Genomic DNA, 22769 nt, shown 5'->3' on the forward strand with positions numbered 1-22769 from the left:
GCATATACAAAAAGATGCCCGCAACGGTAATTGGGAACACCTTTTTAACTTACGCTTTTCCGCTTGTGTTAAACTCAAACATTTTACTTTTTACGACAGCGATAACAGCTGCTTTTGCAGGTGTGATAATAGAACGTGGCTCGTACACTTTTCCCTCAGCTGCCAAAACTTCCCGAATCGCTTTTGACCAGACTTGTATGCTTTCTGTATTGACATTTATTTTAGCATGCCCAAATTCTATCGCTTTTTTGATTTGGTGTACCGGAATGCCTGAGCCTCCATGTAAAACGAGAGGTACGTTCGTCATGTTGGAAATTTGCTGCATCTCCTCGAAGCCTAGTTTCGGTTCTCCCTGATATGGACCATGAACGGAACCCAAAGCAGCTGCAAGTGCGTCAATTTCCGCTTCTTTTACAATCCGCATACATTCATTGGGGTCTGCATACTTAATTCCACCGACGAGCCCATCTTCCGTCCCTCCGACGGTTCCTACTTCCGCTTCAACAGAAACGTTTCTCTGCTGGGCATAGTCGACAACCTGCTTGGTCATTTCAATATTTTCATCAATTGGATGGTGGGAACCATCAATCATGACGGATGTAAATCCGGCATCTATCGCTTTCTTGCAACGTTCCACATTCACTCCATGATCAAGATGAAGGGCAACTGGAACAGTAATGTTCATTTCTTCTATAAGACTTTTCACCATAGCAGCAATCGTCTTAAATCCACCAAGATAATCGACAAGCCGGTCAGAAGCCGCGAGGATAATAGGCGCGCGTTCTTCATCGGCTGCCTGTAAAAACGATTGGGCGAATTCCAAACCATTAATATTATATTGTCCCACTGCGTAATTTTCTGCTTTTGCTTTTAAAAGCATCTCTTTCATTGATACTAAAGGCATGATTCTATCACCTCTGTTTCCCGAAATTATCATGATTCACTCACACAGTCTGAAGCGTAAAGTATTTTGAAATTACTTGGATTGTTGTTTCTTTTGCTGTTTTAATGGCCTCTTCTGCATCTAGTTCATAATATTCCGGACGGAACAATTCAACAGAGACAACGTCAGAATAACCGATTTCTTTCAATGTAGATAATATACTGTCTAAATCTATAGTGCCATGCCCCGGCCACACCCGGTCTTGGTCTGTCAAGAAACCGATTGGAAAATCCTCTGTATCATCAATGTGTAAAATAAAGATTTTCGATCCATCCGCTTTTTTCAGGTCTTCCAAATTAGATCCCATTGCATGAAAATGAAAGCAGTCGAGCACTAATCCAACATTATTACGATTGACAGTTTCAACAATATCGTATGCCTGACCGAATGTATTTACTGTACATTGTGGATGGCCAACAAATTCCACCGCAATTTTCACACCGTACGGTTTTGCGATCTCAGATAGCTCTGTTAACACTTCGACACAGCTCTTTTTAATGTCTTCTTTCAAAATTTTATCTTCTGTTACAAGTGGAACCGCCACTACGTATTTCACACCTAGCTTCTCCGCCATAACCATCATTTTTTTAAACTCATCGATAATCGCTTTATAGCCGACTTCATCACGATTATTAAAAAATACAAGAGCGTTGAAAGCAAGTGGCTTAATATGATTCGTATTGAAAAATTCAGCTAGTTCATCAATTGAGCGTTCTTTTAAGTACTCAGGCAATTTATCCATTGTACGGATTTCGATATAGTCGTAACCATGTGTTTCGCAGTACTTGAGATCTTTGTCCAAGTTGGAATTCTCAAGCGTCGTCGCTTGGTTAAAACAAAGTTTCATTATGTCAACCTCCAATTCTTTCTACTAAACCTAATCCGTCTCTCATTTTTTGGAGCATAAGCTTACTTGACCAGTCTGCTTTGTCAATCCAAGCAAATACTGCATTTGTAGCAATACCATCAAAATTCATTTCATTCAGCTTTCTGAAGATCGTATCAAAGTCAACTTCTGCCTCGCCGATGTTCAAGTGCTGGTGAACGGTTGCTTCAACACCTGGAGGGTTGACGATATAACGGAGTCCGTTGGATGCTTTATGATTGAATGTATCGGCAAACAATACGTGTTGTAGGCGATCACCGGCAGAATCAAACATTGGGGCAATATCACCCTTTCCATCATCGTAGAAAAACGTATGGGCAGTTGAATATACAAGGTTGATCCATGAGCGGTCAAGGGCACGAATCATATCCATCGCTCCTTCATGTGTTTCGATAAAATCGAATGGATGCGCCTGTAAGTTCAGTTTAACGCCTTCTTTCTCAAAAACCGGAATGAGCTCATCCATTGATTTAATGAATTTTTCTTCACATACAACTTCATTGAATTTAGAACCGTTAAATTCGCTGTTCATCAAATCAACATCCAATTCCACTGCCACTTCGATGGCGCGTTTCCAGTTGCGAACTGCAGCCTGGCGGCGGTCCTCATCAGGACCAGCCCAGTAGTAAAGTGGAAGCAAGGATGAGATATTCACACCCGCGTCGCTGCACCAGCGCTTCAAATTTTTAATCTGTTCTTTATCTACTTTAGGATATTTATAGAATGGGCAAAAATCTTCACGCGGTGATAGTTCGATATATTCATAGCCTAATTCCGCCGTTTTATCGACCATTTCTTTTAAAGATAAATTGGCATACATCGTTGGATCTAATGCTAGTTTCATCGTCGTTTCCTCCAATTGAATGTAATTATTTTTTCCACAACACCACTTAGTTTGTGTTACGAAGTTCACTGTACTGTGATTTTCCCCGTATAAAAATCAGGTTTCTCAGCCAGATCAACCGGTTCTTTTTGGCCTGATTCCTGTGCTTTTACGCAAGCATCAGCTGTTACAGCTGCAATGTATCCGTCCCATGAAGTCGGACCATTTGGCTGACCTGTCTGTTTAATAGAATCTATGAAATCCTGCAATTCTATTTCATACGCATCCATAAAGCGGTCTTTCCAGTCTATTAAAATGTCCGTGCTGCGTTTTGCGCCTTTCCTTGTAACGATGCTTGCCGGTTCAGGAAGATACGCAACACCGTCTTCACCAATGACCTCACACTGGATATCATAGCCATATTTACAATTTACGAATACTTCTGCTTGAATAACAATCCCGCTTTTCGTTTCTAATATGATGATTTGAGGATCTTTTAAGTTAGCATGCGCACGACTTGCTTTCTTCGGGTAAATTACTTGAACGGATTTGTAATCATCGCTGATTAGCCAGTGCAATACATCAATTTCATGAATCAATGTATCAACGACCGCCATATCCGTTGTGTAGTTCTCATCCACTTCTGGATTGCGGTGTACGCAACGCACCATGAGCGGCTCGCCAATTTCATTTCTATCAATAGCTTCTTTCAATTGTACGTAACCGCTGTCATAACGGCGCATAAAACCAACTTGTACCAAACGTTTCCCGTGTTTCATTTCCGCTTCGGTAATTCTCTTGCAACCTTCCGCTGTTGTTGCTAGTGGCTTTTCACAGAACACATATTTTCCGGCTTCAATCGCATTCAATACGTTTTGTTCATGGGCTGGTCCCCAACTTGTCACAAGCACAGCATTCACGTTTTCATCTGATACAAGTGATTTGTCATCCGGATACACGACCGCCTCAAGTCCATATTGGTCTACGACCTGCCTCGCCGCTTCTTCATTCACATCGGTTACAGCGACAATTTTCCCGCCAGATAATTTGTTTGTAATTCTTTTAATGTGCTCCCGTCCTATTGCTCCAGTTCCTATTACGCCAATATTTAATGTCATGATTATATTCCTCCTATTATACGTATCTGCATTTATGCCAATTAACCTGTATCTCTTATACTATTTTTGTTATTTCTTTAACAGGATCTTTTCCATGGTTACGGAAGTTTTGTTCAAGCTGTTCGAGTGTAAGTCCTCTAGTTTCTGGCAAACATTTTTTCACAAATGTGATAGCCAATATACCTAAAATCGCAAAGACATAGAATGTTGTAGACAATCCGACTTTATCAAGTAAAACCGGGAACGTTAAACCAATCAGGAAGTTCACTATCCAAAGGAAGAATACGGTAACACCCATACCAAGCCCACGTACTTGAAGTGGGAAAATCTCTGAAAGCATCAACCAAGTAACCGGTGAAATGGCTCCCTGCTGGAAGGCAAGAAACGTAACAGTCAAAGATAAAATAACATATGGAAGAGCAGCCGTTCCTTCAAGGAGGGAAGAGAAGATGCCAATCAATAGAAGGGCCGTCGTTGTTCCAATCAATCCAGTTATAAGCATTGGACGACGCCCAATTTTACCAAGTAGCCAAATACCGAAGAACGTGGCCAAAACGGAGATGACACCGTTTGCAATATTTCCAATCAATGCAGCTTTTGTTGCAAAACCTGCATCTTTTAAAATCTGGGTACCATAGTACATAATCGAGTTGACGCCTGTTATTTGCTGGACAATCGCAATCCCCATTCCGAGAAAAACAATTCTCCGTATCCATGGAACGGTTAAATCTTTATATGTAGCTTTCTTAACATTGGTTTCTTCAGCGAATGTTTCTTTAATTCCCTGATATTCTGATTCTGCCTGGTTTGTATTGCGTATTTTTTTCAAAACGTTCAGAGCCTCGGCATTTTTCTTCTTTGATACTAGCCACCTTGGACTTTCAGGCAACCGGAGCATTCCGAAGAATAGAAGGATAGCTGGAAGTGCCGCTATAGCCAGCATGTAACGCCACACATGAGAACTGTCGCCCATTGTTGTACCAAGAATGGCATTGAAGATAAATGCGAGCAACTGCCCACTTACAATCATTAATTCATTCTGAGTAACAATTCGTCCGCGTCGTTCAGCAGGAGACATTTCCGCCAAATAAGTCGGAACGGTTACAGATGCTCCCCCAACAGCAAGTCCGAGTAGAAAACGGCAAGCTATCATGACCGTAACATTCGGTGCAAGCGTACATCCAATCGTAGAAAAGAAGAATAGTATCGAAAGGAAAAGAATATTTTTTCGGCGACCAGCATAATCCGAAAGCCGGCCTCCTAAAAACGCTCCAAGTGCCGCGCCTAAAAGAAGTGAACTGGCAACAAGACCTTGCGTAAGTGAATTGAGGTTAAGTTGGTCTTCTTCTGACATATACGGCAATGCACCATTAATAACACCTGTATCATATCCAAACAAAAGACCGCCTAACGTCGAGATAATAATAATCTTGCGTAAGAATGCCATTTGATTTCCCTCATTATTCAAATGAATCACTTCTTTCTAGTTTTTAATCTTGAACTAGGAGCAATCTGTCATTTATATATTTGCGAGCGATTAACGCGTATTCTAATGGATGGGCAACAGATGGATCTTGTTCAGCCTCTACAACAATCCACCCTTTATATTGGTGGTCAAGGAGTGTATGAAAAGGTTCCACAAAGTCAACGCAACCGTCACCAGGGACTGTAAACATACCAGCTAAAAAAGACTCTTGAAACGATTTTTCTTCTTTCCGACACTTCTCCAGGACCTTATGTCTTACATCTTTAAAATGGACATGTCCAATGCGGTCAATGTGCTTTCTTAACAGTGTCATGTACTCACCATCTGATACATAAATATGACCAGTATCATATAGCAAATGAACCAAGTTTTTTTCGGTGTTTTCCATAAGACGATCAATTTCAGACAATGTCTGAACTCCTGTCCCCATATGATGGTGATATACCAACTTCAAATTGTACTGACTGGCGATTTTCCCGAGCTTATTTAGTCCGACACACAATATTCCCCATTCTTCATCTGTAAAGTAAGGCTTTCCCTTAAATACATTGATCTCTCCACCTTGAATACTGTAAGTCTGTTCGGATACAACCGCCACATCCCCATGGACAGCCTGTAAATATTGGCAGTGCTTATGGAAATCCTGTTCTGCTTTTTCGATACCATCGCGGATGATATAGCTGCTGAACCACTGACCAGCGATTTTTAAGTTTCGAAGCTGAAGTTCTTTATTCAGGGCGGCTGGTTCAGGGAAGAAACCACCTACTTCTGTCCCCTGAAATCCTGCCACGACAATATCGCTTAAAAGGTGGGATAAGGTATTTTCAGCCCCTATTTCCGGAATGTCATCATTACGCCAGCCAATTGGGGCAATCCCCCATAAAATCTCCTGCATTTTCTGAATTCCTCCTTTTAATATTGTTTGGCGGTCTTTAATTTTTCTTGCCTCGCTTCATATGCCTTTTGAACACTTTCTTGCTCAGAAACTTCTGCCACACCAACATTCCACCAAGCGTCATAGCCATCTGTCATTGTTTTCGGAAGTACTTTCATTTCAATTAATGTAGATACTGATTGTTTTTTTGCATCTTCCAAAGCGGCTTTCAATTCATCAACAGTATTAGCCCGATATGTCTTGGCTCCGTATCCTTCTGCAACTTTTGCGTAATCAATATTCATAATTTGATTGTCATGTGTTCTGAACTCACAGCAATAAGTGCCGCTACCATTCTCCATTTGCAGATTGTTAATACAGCCAAAGCCTGAATTATCAAACAATAAAATATTGATTTTATGATTATATTGAATGGCCGTGATCAATTCAGAATGGAGCATTAAGAAACTGCCGTCTCCTACCATTGAATAGACTTCCCGGTCCGGATGAGCAAGCTTCGCTCCTAAAGTTCCTGCAATTTCGTAACCCATGCAGGAGAAGCCATATTCAAGATGGTACGTGTTCGGAACTGTCGAATGCCAGAGACGCTGCAAGTCCCCCGGAAGTGATCCGGCTGAGCCGACGACCACACTGTCCGGATTAACTGTATCATTAATTGCGATCATCGCAGTGGATTGTGCCAATTCAGTTTTCAATGCATCTGAGTATTCATTCAAGATTTGCTGTGAAAATTGGCTTTTAATTTCAGGTGTAAAATTTTCACGATTGAATGTCACTTTACTCAAACGGTCTCGTTCGGCAAGCCAATCTTCCTTCCATTCTGCAAACATTTCACCAAATTCTGTTTCGTATCCCTCTAGTAACCCCTCAAGTTGCTCAAGCGCTATTTTTGCATCCGCGACGACTTGAAATCCATCTAGCTTATATGTCTGAAGACGGCTGACATTAATGTTCAAAAACTTCGTGTCTTCAAAATTAAAAGCAGTTTTAGAAGACGTTGTAAAGTCTGTATAACGTGTCCCGACACCAATTACGAGATCTGCCTGGCGGGCTGCTTTATTAGCAGCCATTGTACCAAGAATGCCCACTCCGCCCAAGTTCTTAGTGAAAGATGATTCCACTGTTGATTTACCAGCCTGCGTTTCCACAAGTGGTATGTTATGCTTGTCTGATAGCTTGATTAAAATATCACGTGCACCGGAATACCTTGCTCCTCCTCCGACGATAATGATTGGCTTCTTACTTGCTTTAATCAGATCTGCAGCTCCATTCAGTTCCCGTTCCACTGGCGCTTTCCGATCCAAATAATGAACGCGTTTATCAAAAAATCGTTCATCGTAATCGAATGCTTCTCCTTCTACATCCTGCGAGATGCAAATCGTCGCCGGACCCGCTTTTCCAGGATCGGTCATCACTTCAAATGCACGAATCAGACTTGACATGAGCTGCTCTGGACGAGTGACGCGATCCCAATATCTTGATACCGCCATAAAAGCGTCATTAGTAGTTATCGCCGTACTGTGCTCATGCTCAAGTTGCTGAAGCACCGGATCAGGCTGGCGTGTGGCAAATGTATCTGCCGGGAGCAAAAGGACAGGAATATTATTAGCAAGTGCTGTACCAGCTGCCGCTATTAAGTTAGCAGAACCTGGACCGGCCGATGTGGTAACGGCATAAATTTTGCGGCGGAGCATTTCGCGACTATAGGCGATTGCTGCGTGTGCCATTCCCTGCTCATTCTTTCCTTGAATCACTTTCAAGTGGCCCGCATCCTGTTCAAGAGCCTGACCAATTCCAACGACATTTCCATGACCAAATACATTAAAAATCCCTTCGACAAATGGATACTCTTCACCGTCAACTTGAATATACTGCTGATTTAAAAACTTAATTAAAGCTTGGGCTGTTGTTAACCTCACTTTTCCCATCCTTTGCTCACCTCTATGTAGATAATTTTCTTACACTCGTTCGGCAATTAGTTCCTCAATTTCTTCTACAACTGGCATAGCTTCAGAAGAGCTATGTTTGCTTACTACGATTGAAGCAGAAGCACTGCCAAATTTTAAAGCGCTTTCAATCTCTTTGCCGCTCACTAATGCATATAAGAAAGCGGAAGCATATGAATCTCCTGCGCCAAAGGTTTTTAATACTTTCGTTTTATAAGCCTTCGATTGAAATACTTCGCCCGATTTGGCATAAGCATATGAACCCTCGACACCATGTTTGATGACCACTAGATCTGCGGAATGGTTAAACAAGTAACGGACGGTCTCTTCGTTTGTACCTTTTTCGGTGTTTTCCATTACATCATATTCATCACGCGTGCCTATCAAAATGTCTGATTGCTCTGCTACTAAAGAATAATAAACAGAAGTTTCTTCAATAGAATTCCAGGTATACGGACGGTAATCCAATTCAAATACGACTTTTACATGATGTTTTTTCGCCAGACTGACCGCTTTTAACACAGCTTCACGTGATGGGCTTTGCGCTAAGGCCGTTCCAGAAACAAGAAGAATTTTTGATTTTTTAATGTATTCTTCGTTTACTTCTGAAGGCGCTAAATGAAGGTCGGCTACGTTATCTCTATACATAAGGATGCTACATTCTTCAGGACTTTTGATTTCTGTGAATGCTAGACCCGTTTTATGCCCCTTCTGATCAATCACCATATTTGATGTATCCACGCCTGCTTCGCGCATATACCGCTCGATAAATCGTCCGTGTTGGTCATCCGCAAGCTTGCCGATGAATCCAACAGTCAAACCTAATTTTGCACTGCCAATGGCAACATTGGCAGGTGAACCGCCCACATATTTTGTAAACGTCATGGTATCTTCCATCGGGCAATTATATTCATTGGCATTTAAGTCGAGGCAAGCACGGCCGATAGCAATCAAGTCAAACTCCTTGTCGGTACTAAATGTATAGTTCATCCAATTAACAGCTCCTTCTTTTTTTTTACCGCTTTAAGATCCATTCATGATCTGGATCATTGTAGAATTTCCAAGTCCTCGTCGGGCCAGCCATGACATTTAAGTAATAAGATTCATAACCATCCGGTACCCCTACCGGATGATACCCCGCCGGTACAAGGACAACATCTCTGTTTTCGACAGTCATGGTCTCATCAATCGAACGGTCATCCGTATAAACACGCTGGAAGACAAAACCCTGAGGTGGATTCATTTCATGGTAATAAGACTCTTCTAATTGCGACTCTTCTGGTAAGTTGTCCTGGTCATGTTTATGTGGAGGATAGCTCGACCAGTTGCCGCTTTCTGTGTAGACTTCGACCACAAGAAGACTGTTCGCTGACGGATCCGAATCCGGCAAAATATTATGCACCATCCGTTTATTACTCAAAATACCTCGTTGTTCAACACCAACATCCTCTGCTTTAATCAATTTGGTCGGAAGTTGCTTTTCAGAAGGGGAATAACATAGTGCCACGCGGGCTTCAGTTATACCTTCTACTTGAAAATGGTTGTTATTCGATATGTAGATGCTGTCCGTCGGCACTTTTTCAAACACACTTTCACGTGTGCCTAAATCGTGGAATGTTTCTTCGCCTACTGTCACGTTGATCTTTCCAGTCAGAGCGACGATACAACACTCCGTTTTATTTAATAATTCTGAATATTTAGAGTGTGAGGCTAACTCAACTATTTTAAACTCAACAAATTCTAATGGAGAATTTACTTTCGTTACTTCCTGAACAACTGTAACACCTTCAGCAACCTCAAGTTTTCCTGGTTTTTTCAGTAATTTGCTCATATGGACCTCCTTGTTTCTCAGGCAAAAAATTGGATTAATCTGGCCCGTATCTAAACGGACCAGACTTGCATTTATTTTCTATGAGGTTTATACGATTACTTCACGTAGCGTGCAGTCACCATTTTTTTTCGAGTGTAGAACTCCACGCCGTCTGTCCCGTTTGCATGAAGGTCACCATAGAATGAATCTTTATATCCAGAGAATGGAAAGAATGCCATAGGTGCGGGAACCCCCACGTTAATGCCCAGCATACCTGCATGAATTGTTTCACGGAACTGGCGTACATCAGCTGCACTGTCTGTATATAGGCAAGCGCCATTAGCAAGAGCGGATGCATTCGCAATCTCAACGGCCTCTGTTAAATCTTTTGCACGGACTATGGAGAGGACCGGAGCAAAAATTTCATCTTGCCAAATTTTCATTTCCTGTGTTACATGATCAAAAATCGTAGCCCCAAGGTAGTAACCATTTCCACTTGCGGCCTCGTCTTTACGGCCGTCACGTACAAGGGTCGCCCCTTGCGCTACACCGGATTCAATATAGCTAATAGTCCGTTGCTTAGCCCCTTCCCGGATAACTGGTCCAAGAAAAACGCCGTCGTCTAGGCCATTACCGATCGTAATGGTATCTGCAGCCTTTTTTAATTTTTCAACTAACTCATCCGCTACACATTCTTCTACTACAACAACAGCAGCTGCCATGCAACGTTCACCAGCTGAGCCGAAAGCCGCACTTGTAATTTCTTTTGCTGTCATATCAAGATTGGCATCTTTCAAGACAATCGAGTGGTTTTTTGCTCCTGCAAGTGCCTGAACGCGCTTCAAGTTGGCCGTACCTGTTTTATAAACATATTCAGCAACTGGTTGTGAACCAACGAATGAGATAGCTTTCACATCTTTATGTTCAAGAAGTCCGTTTACCACATCATGTGCGCCATTTACAATGTTCAATACACCTTTAGGAAGACCCGCTTCCTCAAACAGTTCAACAATACGTGCTGCAAGAAGTGGTGTACGCTCAGATGGCTTTAACACGAATGTATTGCCACATGCAATTGCAAGCGGGAACATCCAGCAAGGGACCATCATCGGAAAGTTAAACGGTGTGATACCGCCAATTACACCGATTGGATAACGATACATACCCGATTCAATGTTTGTCGCAATATCTGGAAGCTGTTTGCCCATCATAAGTGTAGGTGCACCCGCGGCAAACTCCACACACTCGATGCCTCGCTGTACTTCACCGATTGATTCTGATAAACTTTTTCCATTTTCGATGGTAACAAGTTTCGCAAGTTCCTCCCAATTATCTACTAGGAGCTGCTGATATTTGAACAATATGCGAGCTCTTTTTGGAACGGCTACCTGCGACCATTTTTTAAACGCTTCATTCGCAACTTGAACTGCACGATCCACATCTTCTTTAGTTGAAAGTGGCACTTCGGCAATCGCCTCACCAGTTGCAGGATTAACGACGATTTCCGTTTGCTTTGAGGTGGATTCAATCCACTCACCATTTATGTAGTTTTTTAATTTTTTAACCTCATGTGTTACTGATGACATGCTTTTTTCCTCCTTGTTTTTTCGGAATTATCAGTCTTTTGTGATTAAGTTAAATGAAATCGATTTCATTTAACTTTAAATACCATCCGCATTTTAATTCTTTGTCAGGTTTTTTAAGATCAAACAAATAGATCACTTACTTTCAATGGTGATAGTTTAGTATAGTTATAGACTCAATTTGTAATAAGGCTAGTAATGAAATCGATTTCATTATCTTCTAGAACTCCACTTGAAAGGAAAGCCTCCAGAACTCAAGCGGTTACGTAATTCAAAATCTAGGTTTCAAAAAATGAAATCGATTTCATTTCATTTGCCTTTATAAGGAAATATTACAATGAAATTTTTTCCTTGTAAACACTTTTTTGTATTTTTTTAAACAAACATCCTTTTTTGTCGATTCAGAGCACTGATAGCTACAAGGAAATTAAGTATGAATACTTAGAGTGCCATGATTTTATGGAAAATGCATTCGTATTAAAAAAGGAGAATTAAAAAGATGGGGGAAAAAAGGTGCTGTTAACGGACTTTATCCAGAGAGATCGATTTGAATTAAACTATGCGTTCCATCAGGTATAGCTTAATTTATGTATAGTGAAGGAAAAAATCGGGAGCAGATGGTGAGGTTTTTTCCAAAGAGCAGAATGTTCAAGGTAAATGAGCCTAGTAAATTAGTATTTTAAAATATCATTATCGAGATGTGAGCTTTTAAGACATCGTACATTCTTCTTATCTTCATGCATTCCAATCTCTAAGCTAATTAAAATATTCTTACAACATAGACATAGGACATGCTGAAAAACTAATAAAGGACCACAAAGAGTACTATAGCGGGAGAATGAGCATCGACTAGAGATAACTTCTGAGAAAAACGGTGTTAACAAAAAAAGGCGACCAGTAAGGGAAGCCGATATGTTAGTAAAGGTAAATCTATTGTATATGAGCTGAAAACATTCCGGTTCCTCATGTGACATTCGATAAAACATATAAAGTCGACTTTCTTTTGATAGTTTATTTCAGTATAAAGAAATCAGCTAATATATTCCATTTAAGAACTCATTCCCTTGCCCAGTAATTCTTAATAGTCTACTTGTCAGGAATCATCTTTCTCATATGATTCGTATCCCATTTTTCTATCTGTTTTAGGTCAACTACCTTTTCTTCGTCCTCTGGTTGCTCATTCCTTCAGTTATTAGAATATCCTTCGATTCCCCTCTATTAAAGCTTTATGCTGAAACGCATAGGAGATATAGATACCATCGTTAAAATCGCTGGATGCCCCTTGAATCATCATCATTTCTTCTTCAGACAGTTCAGTTAACGATTGTGTCTTCTCCGCCTCCTACAATTTTTCATTTTTACGTTTTGAACGGAATAATAATTTCATTTCGAATCCTCCATTCCTTTGTTTTTAATTATTTTTCAATAGCTGTCTAAATTTCAATGGCTGATCATTTTTTAGAATTCCCTTAGGGTATATTTTTGCTGCAAATAATGAAATAAGCGAGATGCTAATTAACATAATACTGTACTAATTCCTGCTAAGAATAACATAAAACCAGGGAATGCAATCTAAAGAGGTTCTTGCATCCTTAATCAATAAAGAAAGTGACTCAAGAAGTTTAAAAGCTTTTCCTGAGTCACTATTTCCTGTTGCTTAATTGTTATTGATTTCTTTTATCTTTAAGACTTTTGGGGACATAGTCATTAAGTTTGTTAAATAAAGAAGTAAGGTAGGAGTTGAGTTCAAATCGATCTTCCTGAACAAATTCGGCTAACGAAACACCATTTTTTTTCATTTCTTTTCCCCCCTTTGCAACTTCCATTTCACCTTGATGCATAAACTCTCATTCTCTTATACCGTCAAATTGCTTTACACAAATTTACCCGATTTCATTTATTTTTGAGACAGCCATCAATTGCTATCTTAATTCATATCCTTACAAAAAATATTTACAAAATTAGTGAAACTAAAGGATCAACATGAAGGTAGGCCCTACTACGGTTTACTTACCCCATTATGGTTCCACACCATTTGATTATCATAATTATACAGGAAAGCGCTTACAATGTAAAATGTTATAATACTATAGATTCCTATTTACTTAGAATGTTTCTCATAATAAAATTTTATGTCCATCCAAATTGAAGGTTAGGGGATATCCTATAATATTGAACCTCACCAGCTTTTGAAGTGCGACTGCGCTTCTTTTTTATTTTTTCGTGCCTTTTTCCTTAATGGTTTTTTCAATATTCCTACTATTCTCCAAAACTTTAAGAATCAAACCAATTCAAGGATTTCTTACATTGTGAGCCTTATTTTTTATATAAAAATTTCTGTATGCGTTTTTACTTTGTGCGTACAAAAGTTTAAGAAATACTCTTTAATTCATCTGTTAAACGAATAAACTCTTCCTTATTACGCATTTTCAATGATTCATCGATTTTTTTTTCAATTTGGGCTTTCCTGTAATCGCTGAGAGCCTTTTTTAAAACCATTTCAGCCATCACTTCAGGTTCTAGTGGTGTTCCAGGCAATTGCTTCTCCATACGAAACCAACTCCTTAACCTTTTTTCTATTATACTAATTAACTTGGAGATTATTATTATTAATTAAATCCTTGTCTTCCCCCCTCTTTTCTATTTGCTTATTCTCATGATTCCCATGTAACCACTCTTCTATACATAAAGATTACTAATTTTATTATTTTGAATACAAACAAGTTAAACCTTAGTCTTAATTCTAATTCGACCTTCAATATTTTTTGAGGTTTGAGAATATAAGTGGTGGACTTTTCCCTTTTTTGAAAGGATTCAAACTAGGAAAAACATTACTCCAATATGTACGGTCAAATGAGCTTGAACAATAAAGTAACCTGCATAAATGATTTAATGACCCATTTATTCTTTCATTCAATGTGTATAAGTCCATAAAAAAAAGGATAGTGGTTAACACCTCTCCTTTTTTCATGATTGTCCTCTGCTCTCTCATTAAAAATAATCCTCATAGTTCAATAAAATGGCCTTCATGGTTTGACTGGAGTTTCCCTTTTCTTTAATTCTTTGTAGAAAGTCCATAAACAAAATCACCAGTAAATCCTCGACAGTGAGTTCTTCATCCATCAAGTACGGTGAAATGTCATGAAGAAAAACCTCTCCCCGGTAAATCTCTGACTCCTTGATCCGAAGTGTAATCTCCGCTTGTTTTTCTTCCGAAGTTACCTCCATCTCTTCTTCCCTTTGCTCAAACGAGAAAAGATTGGTCGTCACCTGTTTCAACACCCTTTTTTCAATCTTCGGCCGTTGCATGAATTTTTTCTTGGAAGAAATCAAAAAGGAACAGATCTGGTCGTATTTGGCTCCTTTTTTCACTTGTTCCAGAAAATCAAAATACAAGAGGGCAATCAGGTGATACAATGTCAAATTTTGAGGCGCCTCTTCAAACAAGTCCTTAATGTCTTCTACGAATACCTCACCTCTCAAATATTCATAATAGGGTACCTCAATCTGTAGATACCGATATTTAGGCAATAGGTAATCTAAAAAACCCTTTTTTTCCTTAGTCCCATAAAGCAGCTTGTTCGATAGAAGACTGAATTGACTATAGGATTTCTTCAACGGAACCCCCTCTTTCCAGCCAGGAAACAGCATGATGGATCATGAAATAAACGACTCTACGATCAGAAAGATCCTTCAAAATCGCGACTTCATGTAAGCCCCCTTTTTGACCATATTCCGTTTCCAATAGGTAGGTATGCATATATTCCTTCGTGTCTTTGTAATCCATAACATAATCCACATCCCTCCACCTTGCTAGTCCAAACCGCAGTAACAAAGTATTACAGGCCGTTTGTGTCAAAGGCTTTCCCGTCTTTTGATGATATTTGGGGCTTAATGCTTGGCAAAGCGTCCGGAGCTTGACCTTCATAACATAATCTACAGGGAATTTAATATCATGCTGCTTGTCCTTTCTCACTTTTCTCACCGACGTAATTTGGTGTGATGGATTTTCCAAAGATTTTTTTTGAATAACTTTTTCTTTAGGACTCATTTTCTTCAATTCATTGAAAAAAGGGTTCAAAGACGACATCCCCTCCCTCCTCTCTCCTCACATTCTGCAAAAATGGGAAAATACCTTAAGGTCACTTTGTCAGTTTTCCACTTTACTAACAATATAGTGGGGAAAGGCAAGCATTAGAACCAGATAAAGTATGAATTCCCTTTTCCATGGTCATACTATTTAGCAAGAATATTAAATTGCGAGGGATATAAAAATGAAAAAGATTAAGAAGGATACAGAGACAAAGAAAAAATTTGCGAAATTATTGGAACAGGCAGGCAAAAAAGCCGGAGGGAAAATTGTAAAGGTAAAGATTAAGTAAAATGATAATAAATTTCAAAAGTACACTTAAATAAAAAATTACATAAACAAAAAAACTCTGGTGACTATATCATCTCCAGAGCCTTTTTCACGATTATCATTAAATAAATTTATTTAACAGCCTCTTTTATTCCTTACCTGCTTTAAAAGCTGGAACTTTTGAAGTTGCAATATGTATTTCTTCTTCTGTTTGTGGGTTTCTATCAGTTCAGGCTGCTCAAGTCGCGCACTTCAAATGTGCCAAATCCAACTAATTGGATTTTCCCCTCACAAGACATCCACTGCTTTTTTAGTTTTGCTTGTTTTGCCACACAGTTTTATCATTCGTTTAACGTCTTCAACAATTTTGTCCGATCACTACATTATATGAGTCTCAAAAAAGGGGGAAAACCCTTCTAATCATCATCCACTATTGTCAAAAGATGCCCGACTACCACACAGTAAAGTACCATACAAGTTGTCACTTCTTAATAATCGGCTTTTTAGTTCGGTTCTACATGAATATGAACCTCATAGACATCGTGTTCGGTTTTTAATACATTTTCAACTTTTGTAGAAATGTCATGTGCATCTTTAATTTCCAAAGTAGAATTAACGAGAATAACAGCATCTACAACAGTATTATTACCGTAATTCCTTGCTCTGATATCCTTAACTCCTTTTACACCATAGGTATTAAGAATGGTTTTTTTATAAGTTTCTATCAGTTCTTCATCGAAACCATCTGTCAAATTAAGTGAAGCTTCTCGGAAAATATCCCAACCAGTTTTACAAATCAATAGACCTACGATAACAGCTGCTACAGGGTCAAGCCATGCAAGGTTAAATTGAGAACCAATAATTCCGACTACTGTACCTATACTTACCCAGGCATCTGAAAGGTTGTCCTTTGCTGCAGCCATTACTGATTGACTATTAATTTTCTTCGCCAAATTCCTATTATATCGATAAACGAAATATATAACTATTGCACAGAACATGCCTGTCCATGCTGCGATTAAATCAGGAGATTCTTTTCTTCCCTCGAATACCGAAGAGATAGCTGTATATAAAACTTGAATACCAACAGCCACCATAATAAAAGAAGCAACCATCGATGCCACAGTCTCGGATTTCCAATGACCGTATGGATGGTTCTCATCAGCCGGCTTTTGTGCTATTTTCAGACCTATTAGAACTGCGATCGAAGCAATGATATCAGTCAAATTGTTTAGCCCATCTGCTTTTAAGGCTTCTGAGTCTGCTGAATAACCTATAAATAACTTTGCAGCAGATAAAAATATATAAGTGCAGATACTAAGGATAACTCCCCGTTCACCCATTTTTAACTCATTATACTTCTGTTGTTCCATGGCTACCCCTCCAAATATAACACTTGATTATATTACCAAGCATAAAGTGGGTGGGTCTATAGCAATCTTTTGTTGTTAGTCCATAGAAATAACATCTGTCAAAAAAAGTTTCCTTAAGCAAACACTGTAAAGGTCATTATTTCCTAATCATATTTTTTACTTTAGTGGATTTTTTTTTTAATACATATGGAAGTACTTCTTATTGTTGTAAATCCACACGAATCAAAAAAAGGGGAAATTCCTCCCCCTTACCCTTACTGCAACTTCATCAATGATGGCTTTAATCCAAACTTCAACTTAATATTTGCTTCAAAGATCGTCTGTTATCGTTCAAATTGGTTGATTCCTTCATCTCTATGAAGAATTTTCCTGCATACTCTCCTGAATCAATATAAGACAAAAAAAAACGCTAGTTCTTAATTAGGGAATGAATTTTCCATACATTTGTAACTTATTTAGGTTTCTATTTTTCTTCCATCAAATGTGCTTCAAACATATCAATAATTGCAAGGAATCGTTCGGCTTCTCGGAAAACATGATCCGCCAAAAGAGGATGGATAATACTCTTTATTTTACATTCCTCAATTAGATCCCGGGCAGTTTTCTTAAAATCTCGAAGTGATACTACAGACACTCGATTCTGATCAAGAAACTGATCCAAGAGAGGAACGGTCTGTGATTGTGGTTTCATAGACTCTAAATCAGTAGCCTGAAAGACCAATTGATCAAAATCATTGCTAAAGTTTCTCGCCATATCTACAAGCTTTCTTTCCGATGGGTCAAGTAAGTGTCCAATAAATTTGGCGTGGTCGGCCATTATTCTTAAAAAGAAAACATTCTCTTTAATGATAGCATCAGGTAGTGGTTTCAATTTCCCTTCGTTTAATTCAATTAATCTTTTTCTAAAATAATTGGCTTCTCTACTTGTATGATCCACTAAAAGAGGAAAATTGTTTGCTCCTGGTAATTGACAGGTTAGGATCAGTCCTAATACTTTTCGCTTAAATGCGAATATACCTGTCGCAGCCTGTTGGACTTCCGAATTAAATCTTTTAATTTGTTCTGGATCGGTTTGATTTGTAAATGAATGTGATTGCTGTTCAATCCTTTCAAACAATCGATAAAATTGATTGGCTTCTTCAATTAACTGTGTATCTTCACATCTAAATCCTAGCCTAAGAAATAAAGAGTGTTCTTTCATAATTCTAGACCAAAAACGTATTTCATCTAATGAACGTGCTACAAACATTCCAGATGCTATTCTCATATTAAATTCTTGTGAATTCTCAGTCATAGCTAAATCCCCCTTTAAAAAAAACCATCTTTCAAATTTTATTAACCGGGAGTCATAAAAAGACCTAAGTAATAATACGAATCAATTGTTAGAGATAACATCAATAATCTAAATATCCTAATTCAAATTAGTCGTTTTCTCTGAATGTATGAAAAAAAAATTACGGACAAAGAATTGTTCGTGAATCGTTGAGTCAGCTTAAAAAATTATTAATTATTAACTAGAAGGTGAAAGCCTCTATACATAGAAGTAAGCCTTTGTTCCGTTTAACAAAGGCTTCATTTTGATGAGTTTCTTCTATTATTTATTGCTACTTTGAAGGTCAATCTATAATATAATGCATCCTACAGAAATTGATATTTTCACACAACGTTCATATATCGATGAAAGCGTTTGCAATTATTGGTGTATACTATATGTTATACAACCGATTGTTACACTAGTTTTCTTACTATTTATCATAAATAATGGATTGCTAGCATAAAAATTACTTTTATAAACCAGACAGGAAGGAGATGATCAAATGATATTAAAATCATTGAAAAAAAATGGCATAATGACAATCACTTATTTTAAAGATGGGTTTTTAGAAACTTGCAAGGGCCATATGTATAAACTGAACCTTTATGAACAAACCCTGTCCTTAACGGATAAAAATCAAAATATTTTCTCCATTCGATTATCTCACATCAAGGAAATACATTAATTTAGGTACAAACGAGATTTGAGGAAAACCAAGGCCTTTAAGAAAATCCCTCTTGATTGGCTGTTCGAAATATTATTAATCCTAACATAAAATCGAGTAGGAGGGGGTTAGTCGCCCCCTCCTACTCGATTTTTAATAGTTAACAAGTTAAGAAGCGTTCTCCTTTTCGATTGGATCCTCAGGCCATACATTTTCATAAGCATAACCAGTCAGACTTTCAACAACTTCTTTCGTTTTTGGATTAACGTCTGCTTTAGAACCATTATTTTTTAAACGATCAATTTCATCTACTAAGATTTCATGTGTTTTTTTATTTAATTTGAAAGTGAAAGCTATGCACATTGAAATTACTAGCAACAGTGAAGTCCCAATCACTAACGTATATACGATAGTATGAATTGCTTCAGGTGTTTGTGTTGCTGATCCTTCGACAAAACCACCAAATTCTAATAGAAGACCAACAGCCATAGTAGCAATTGCTACAGAAGATTTTCTAGCAAATGTCATAACTGCAGCAAAGAGACCTTCACGTCTTTGTCTTGTTACGATTTCATCGATATCCGGAATAAATGGGAAAACATTCCACGGAGTGAATTCCAATATACTTCTACCAACTTGATAAATCCCAGCAATTATAAATAACAAAACGATCATTGAACTTGGTTGAGTTAAATAAATAACATAAAATCCAATTAAACATAAGATCATTATAGAATAAGCTATTTTAAATAAATTTGCAGGTCCAACTTTAACAATCAAAAATCCTGCTAAGATTGTCACCGGTATACCAATGATGCTTAATGAAAGTAAATTAGCACCAAGTGTAGAAGATGTACCTAATGCAAATATACAGAAATATATGAATACTGTATTAAATACATCTTTCCCAGTAAATGAGAAAAGATAAATTCCTAAATGTTTTCGGAAACTCTTGATTTTAAAAGTTGTAGCAAATTCCTTAAGCACAGAACCAATGGCTTTTAATGTTTCACCAAATCCTTTAGTCTCATTTGCTTTTTCGAGTATTGCTTTTTCTTCCTCAGGTGAAAGCTTATTTTCCCATGATGATTTATACGAAATAAATATACAGATTGCAAATAGTATAGCAAAGAAGGCACCGTTAATTAAGTAAGCGTTGGCATTGTTATCTCCAAAATAAGCAATTAATTGCCCTGGAACAAAAGTAGCTAAAAATGTACCTGTACCAGAAAGAAACATTCTTGATGTTGACATTTTAGTTCTTTCTTTAAAATCTTTTGTCATTTCAGAAGGTAGTGTTTCCCAAGGGATTAATACCATCGCTGCAATTATTTCGAATAGTAAATAAGTGAAAAGATAGTACCAGTAGTTCATTCCTGATACCCATAATAAAACATAAGTAAGCATTAAAGGTGAACCGATTAATAGGAAAAAGCGACGTCTACCGAACATTCTACCTAACTTATACTTAAAGAAATTATCTGATAAACTTCCAACAAACAAAGCGATAACCGCATCGACAATGCGAGCAATGGCAATGATAGAAGCGGCCTGTACCGGTGATAAACCAGCAAACGTTGTAAAGAAAAATAGTAGCCAAGCTCCAATAATGGTAAAAGCCCCACCACCCATTATGTCTGTTAATCCAAAACCGATACTAGTACGTAATGTAACTTTTCTATCTTTTCTAGACATGGATATTCCCTGCTTTCTCTTCTATTCTGGTTGCAAAGATTTTAATAATAAAAACGCTTACAATACGATTCTGATAATTACAATTAAAAAACTTTAAACGCTTACATTATTGACTTAAAAAATGTAAGTAGATAATAAATCTGTAGTAATTCATATGTTAATGTAAAAAAATGAAAGCGAAAGAATCACTTTTGAATATTAGTTTGTTTATTGAACAAACTAATCGGTAAAATAATGATAACGTTTTAATATAGTTGCGTCAATTATAAAATTAAAAATTAAAAATATTTTGTTAATTTTGTTTTAAGTGCATGAAAACGCCGGAAATTGGTTTCTTGTGTAAAAACTCCAAGATAATTGCAATTAATCTCTAAATCATGAACATACTGATACTATTACTCAAAAAAGGTACGTGATCAGTATGGGGAAAAATATTTATTCAAATGGAAACATTATCAGTCTGACATGATTTTATTAACAGTGAAATGGTATGAGGTACAACTTGAGCTTTCGTAATTTAGTGGAGATGATGGAAGAACGTGGCTTATCGATGGCTCATACACCGATTATGCGTTGGGGTTCATCAATATGGACCGGAATTAAATGAAAGAGTATGAGTACGACGTCATCTTAAGCCAACAAATGACTCCTGGAGAGTCGATGAAACCTATATCAAAGTAAAAGGTCAATGGTTGTATCTATACGTGCAGTGGATTCCGAAGGAAACACGATTGATTTTTATTTCAGTAAAACAAGAGACAAATAGACTGCAAAGCACTTCTTCAAGAAAGCTTTGCGGTCTTTACATGTTTCTAAACCTCGCGTCATTACGGTGGATAAGAGTCCTTTTTTTCTATCAAATCATATTTGCATCAGAACCGCCTTTAACGAGTTTCTTCTATTATATATTGATAATTTGAAGGTCACTCTCATATTCCTTAACCAACTTATAAAAAGTCGTCTTTTTAACGCCTAATTCCGCCATGGCTTTAACGGCTGTCATCTCTCCTGCTTTCCAAAAATCATAGACTTCTTTAAACTCTTCCGTTACTTGTGATTTCGGTCGGCCGAAGGGCACACCGTTTTGCAAAGCCACATCAATTCCTTCACGCTGCCGTTTTCGAATACGGTCCCGTTCCTCTTCTGCCATCCAAGAAAGGATCTGTAAAACTAGATCTGCAATGAAAGTCCCTAAACTATCCTTAAATTGAGTTGTATCCAACAAAGGCATATCCATCACAACGATATCTGCCTGGATATTTTTCGTGATGTCATTCCATTCTTTTAGAATTTCTTCTTTGTTTCGTCCAAAACGATCGAGTGAATGAATATATAGGACATCCCCTTTTCGGATCATCCGTTTTAATAGTTGATATTGTTCTCGTTCAAAATTTTTCCCACTCTGTTTATCCATAAAGATATCTCGTTCATCAAGCCCCTTTTCTTTCATTGCCTGAAATTGTCGCCCTTCATTTTGATCTTTGCTGCTGACTCGAATGTATCCAAATTTTCGAATATCCATTTTTTTCTCCCTCCTCTACTTTTCTCTTATTCTACCAAAAACGTTCGTAAAAGTGTATGTAAATATACGAACGTTCGTAAAATGATTTCTAACTTTAATGAACGTTAAAACAAGATGATTTTGCACAAAAAAGAACCGTTCGTAAAAGTCTACTTTTACGAACGGTAGCAACAATACTATAACCGCCCATTTCGGAAGTTTTATATGCTAAGAGAATTCCAACCTGAAAAGTCGATCTCCTCTACGTTAAGGAATCGACTTTTTTTACTTCTTCTTAATGAACTCCCTCAGTTTAATAGATAATGCTCACGAATACTCGCTTATTCGCAGGATTTCAAACCACATGGTAT

Annotated in this window: 20 protein-coding genes and 1 pseudogene; 2 read left to right on the forward strand and 19 right to left on the reverse strand. The window is 38.0% G+C overall.

Features of this window, described 5'->3' with window-relative positions; genetic code table 11:
• Positions 1–49: 49 nt before the first annotated feature.
• From fba to NST21_RS28125, 17 genes and pseudogenes are all read right to left on the reverse strand, one after another.
• On the reverse strand, positions 50–904 hold the full coding sequence (gene fba, locus NST21_RS28045; RefSeq protein ID WP_340892728.1) for a class II fructose-1,6-bisphosphate aldolase: 855 nt from the start codon (positions 902–904) through the stop codon (positions 50–52).
• 40 nt (positions 905–944) lie between these two features.
• On the reverse strand, positions 945–1790 hold the full coding sequence (iolI, locus tag NST21_RS28050) for a 2-keto-myo-inositol isomerase (protein WP_340892729.1): 846 nt from the start codon (positions 1788–1790) through the stop codon (positions 945–947).
• A gap of 4 nt (positions 1791–1794) precedes the next feature.
• Positions 1795–2673: a sugar phosphate isomerase/epimerase family protein gene (locus NST21_RS28055; RefSeq protein ID WP_340892731.1), complete on the reverse strand. Its 879-nt coding sequence runs from the start codon at positions 2671–2673 to the stop codon at positions 1795–1797.
• 65 nt (positions 2674–2738) lie between these two features.
• On the reverse strand, positions 2739–3770 hold the full coding sequence (locus tag NST21_RS28060; protein ID WP_340892732.1) for a Gfo/Idh/MocA family protein: 1032 nt from the start codon (positions 3768–3770) through the stop codon (positions 2739–2741).
• Positions 3771–3825: 55 nt separating this feature from the next.
• Positions 3826–5238: a sugar porter family MFS transporter gene (locus tag NST21_RS28065; protein WP_340892733.1), complete on the reverse strand. Its 1413-nt coding sequence runs from the start codon at positions 5236–5238 to the stop codon at positions 3826–3828.
• Between the two features lie 22 nt (positions 5239–5260).
• The gene (gene iolE, locus NST21_RS28070) at positions 5261–6151 is read right to left on the reverse strand and encodes a myo-inosose-2 dehydratase (RefSeq protein WP_201225653.1); all 891 of its coding nucleotides are present in this window, start codon (positions 6149–6151) and stop codon (positions 5261–5263) included.
• Between the two features lie 17 nt (positions 6152–6168).
• Positions 6169–8079 (reverse strand): 3D-(3,5/4)-trihydroxycyclohexane-1,2-dione acylhydrolase (decyclizing), encoded by a 1911-nt coding sequence (iolD, locus tag NST21_RS28075; RefSeq protein WP_340892735.1) that lies wholly within the window; start codon positions 8077–8079, stop codon positions 6169–6171.
• 30 nt (positions 8080–8109) lie between these two features.
• Entirely contained in the window at positions 8110–9087 is a 978-nt protein-coding gene (gene iolC / locus NST21_RS28080; protein WP_340892736.1) for a 5-dehydro-2-deoxygluconokinase, read from the reverse strand.
• 25 nt (positions 9088–9112) lie between these two features.
• On the reverse strand, positions 9113–9928 hold the full coding sequence (gene iolB / locus NST21_RS28085) for a 5-deoxy-glucuronate isomerase (protein ID WP_340892737.1): 816 nt from the start codon (positions 9926–9928) through the stop codon (positions 9113–9115).
• A 95-nt stretch (positions 9929–10023) separates the two neighbouring features.
• The gene (locus NST21_RS28090) at positions 10024–11493 is read right to left on the reverse strand and encodes a CoA-acylating methylmalonate-semialdehyde dehydrogenase (RefSeq protein ID WP_201225657.1); all 1470 of its coding nucleotides are present in this window, start codon (positions 11491–11493) and stop codon (positions 10024–10026) included.
• A gap of 1661 nt (positions 11494–13154) precedes the next feature.
• Positions 13155–13331, reverse strand: coding sequence for a hypothetical protein (locus tag NST21_RS28095; protein ID WP_340892738.1), 177 nt, complete (start codon positions 13329–13331; stop codon positions 13155–13157).
• Between the two features lie 529 nt (positions 13332–13860).
• Positions 13861–14040 carry an IDEAL domain-containing protein gene (locus NST21_RS28100; RefSeq protein WP_056521479.1) on the reverse strand — a complete coding sequence of 60 codons (180 nt, stop codon included), beginning with the start codon at positions 14038–14040 and terminating at the stop codon, positions 13861–13863.
• 441 nt (positions 14041–14481) lie between these two features.
• A complete protein-coding gene (locus tag NST21_RS28105; RefSeq protein ID WP_340892739.1) occupies positions 14482–15108 on the reverse strand; it encodes a hypothetical protein in 627 nt (208 codons plus the stop codon).
• Entirely contained in the window at positions 15092–15580 is a 489-nt protein-coding gene (locus NST21_RS28110) for a hypothetical protein (RefSeq protein ID WP_340892740.1), read from the reverse strand. The genes NST21_RS28105 and NST21_RS28110 overlap by 17 nt, the downstream gene beginning before the upstream one ends.
• 401 nt (positions 15581–15981) lie before the next feature.
• Positions 15982–16134: pseudogene (locus tag NST21_RS28115) on the reverse strand (HU family DNA-binding protein); the annotation flags it as partial.
• A gap of 219 nt (positions 16135–16353) precedes the next feature.
• Positions 16354–17223 (reverse strand): cation diffusion facilitator family transporter, encoded by an 870-nt coding sequence (locus tag NST21_RS28120; RefSeq protein ID WP_056521491.1) that lies wholly within the window; start codon positions 17221–17223, stop codon positions 16354–16356.
• A 463-nt stretch (positions 17224–17686) separates the two neighbouring features.
• Positions 17687–18517: a DUF2935 domain-containing protein gene (locus tag NST21_RS28125; RefSeq protein ID WP_201184471.1), complete on the reverse strand. Its 831-nt coding sequence runs from the start codon at positions 18515–18517 to the stop codon at positions 17687–17689.
• A gap of 523 nt (positions 18518–19040) precedes the next feature.
• Here NST21_RS28125 and NST21_RS28130 point away from each other — a divergent pair.
• The gene (locus tag NST21_RS28130) at positions 19041–19223 is read left to right on the forward strand and encodes a YolD-like family protein (RefSeq protein WP_056521496.1); all 183 of its coding nucleotides are present in this window, start codon (positions 19041–19043) and stop codon (positions 19221–19223) included.
• A 147-nt stretch (positions 19224–19370) separates the two neighbouring features.
• On the opposite strand, the gene NST21_RS28135 is transcribed toward NST21_RS28130, so the two are convergent.
• A complete protein-coding gene (locus NST21_RS28135; protein ID WP_340892742.1) occupies positions 19371–20897 on the reverse strand; it encodes an MFS transporter in 1527 nt (508 codons plus the stop codon).
• Between the two features lie 692 nt (positions 20898–21589).
• Between NST21_RS28135 and NST21_RS28985 the strand changes: the two genes are divergently transcribed.
• Positions 21590–21817 (forward strand): hypothetical protein, encoded by a 228-nt coding sequence (locus NST21_RS28985; protein ID WP_445670612.1) that lies wholly within the window; start codon positions 21590–21592, stop codon positions 21815–21817.
• On the opposite strand, the gene NST21_RS28145 is transcribed toward NST21_RS28985, so the two are convergent.
• A complete protein-coding gene (locus NST21_RS28145) occupies positions 21799–22419 on the reverse strand; it encodes a recombinase family protein (RefSeq protein WP_340892743.1) in 621 nt (206 codons plus the stop codon). The genes NST21_RS28985 and NST21_RS28145 overlap by 19 nt on opposite strands.
• Positions 22420–22769: the final 350 nt, after the last annotated feature.

It is taken from the genome of Peribacillus sp. FSL K6-1552 (assembly GCF_038005205.1).
Classification (GTDB): domain Bacteria; phylum Bacillota; class Bacilli; order Bacillales; family DSM-1321; genus Peribacillus; species Peribacillus butanolivorans.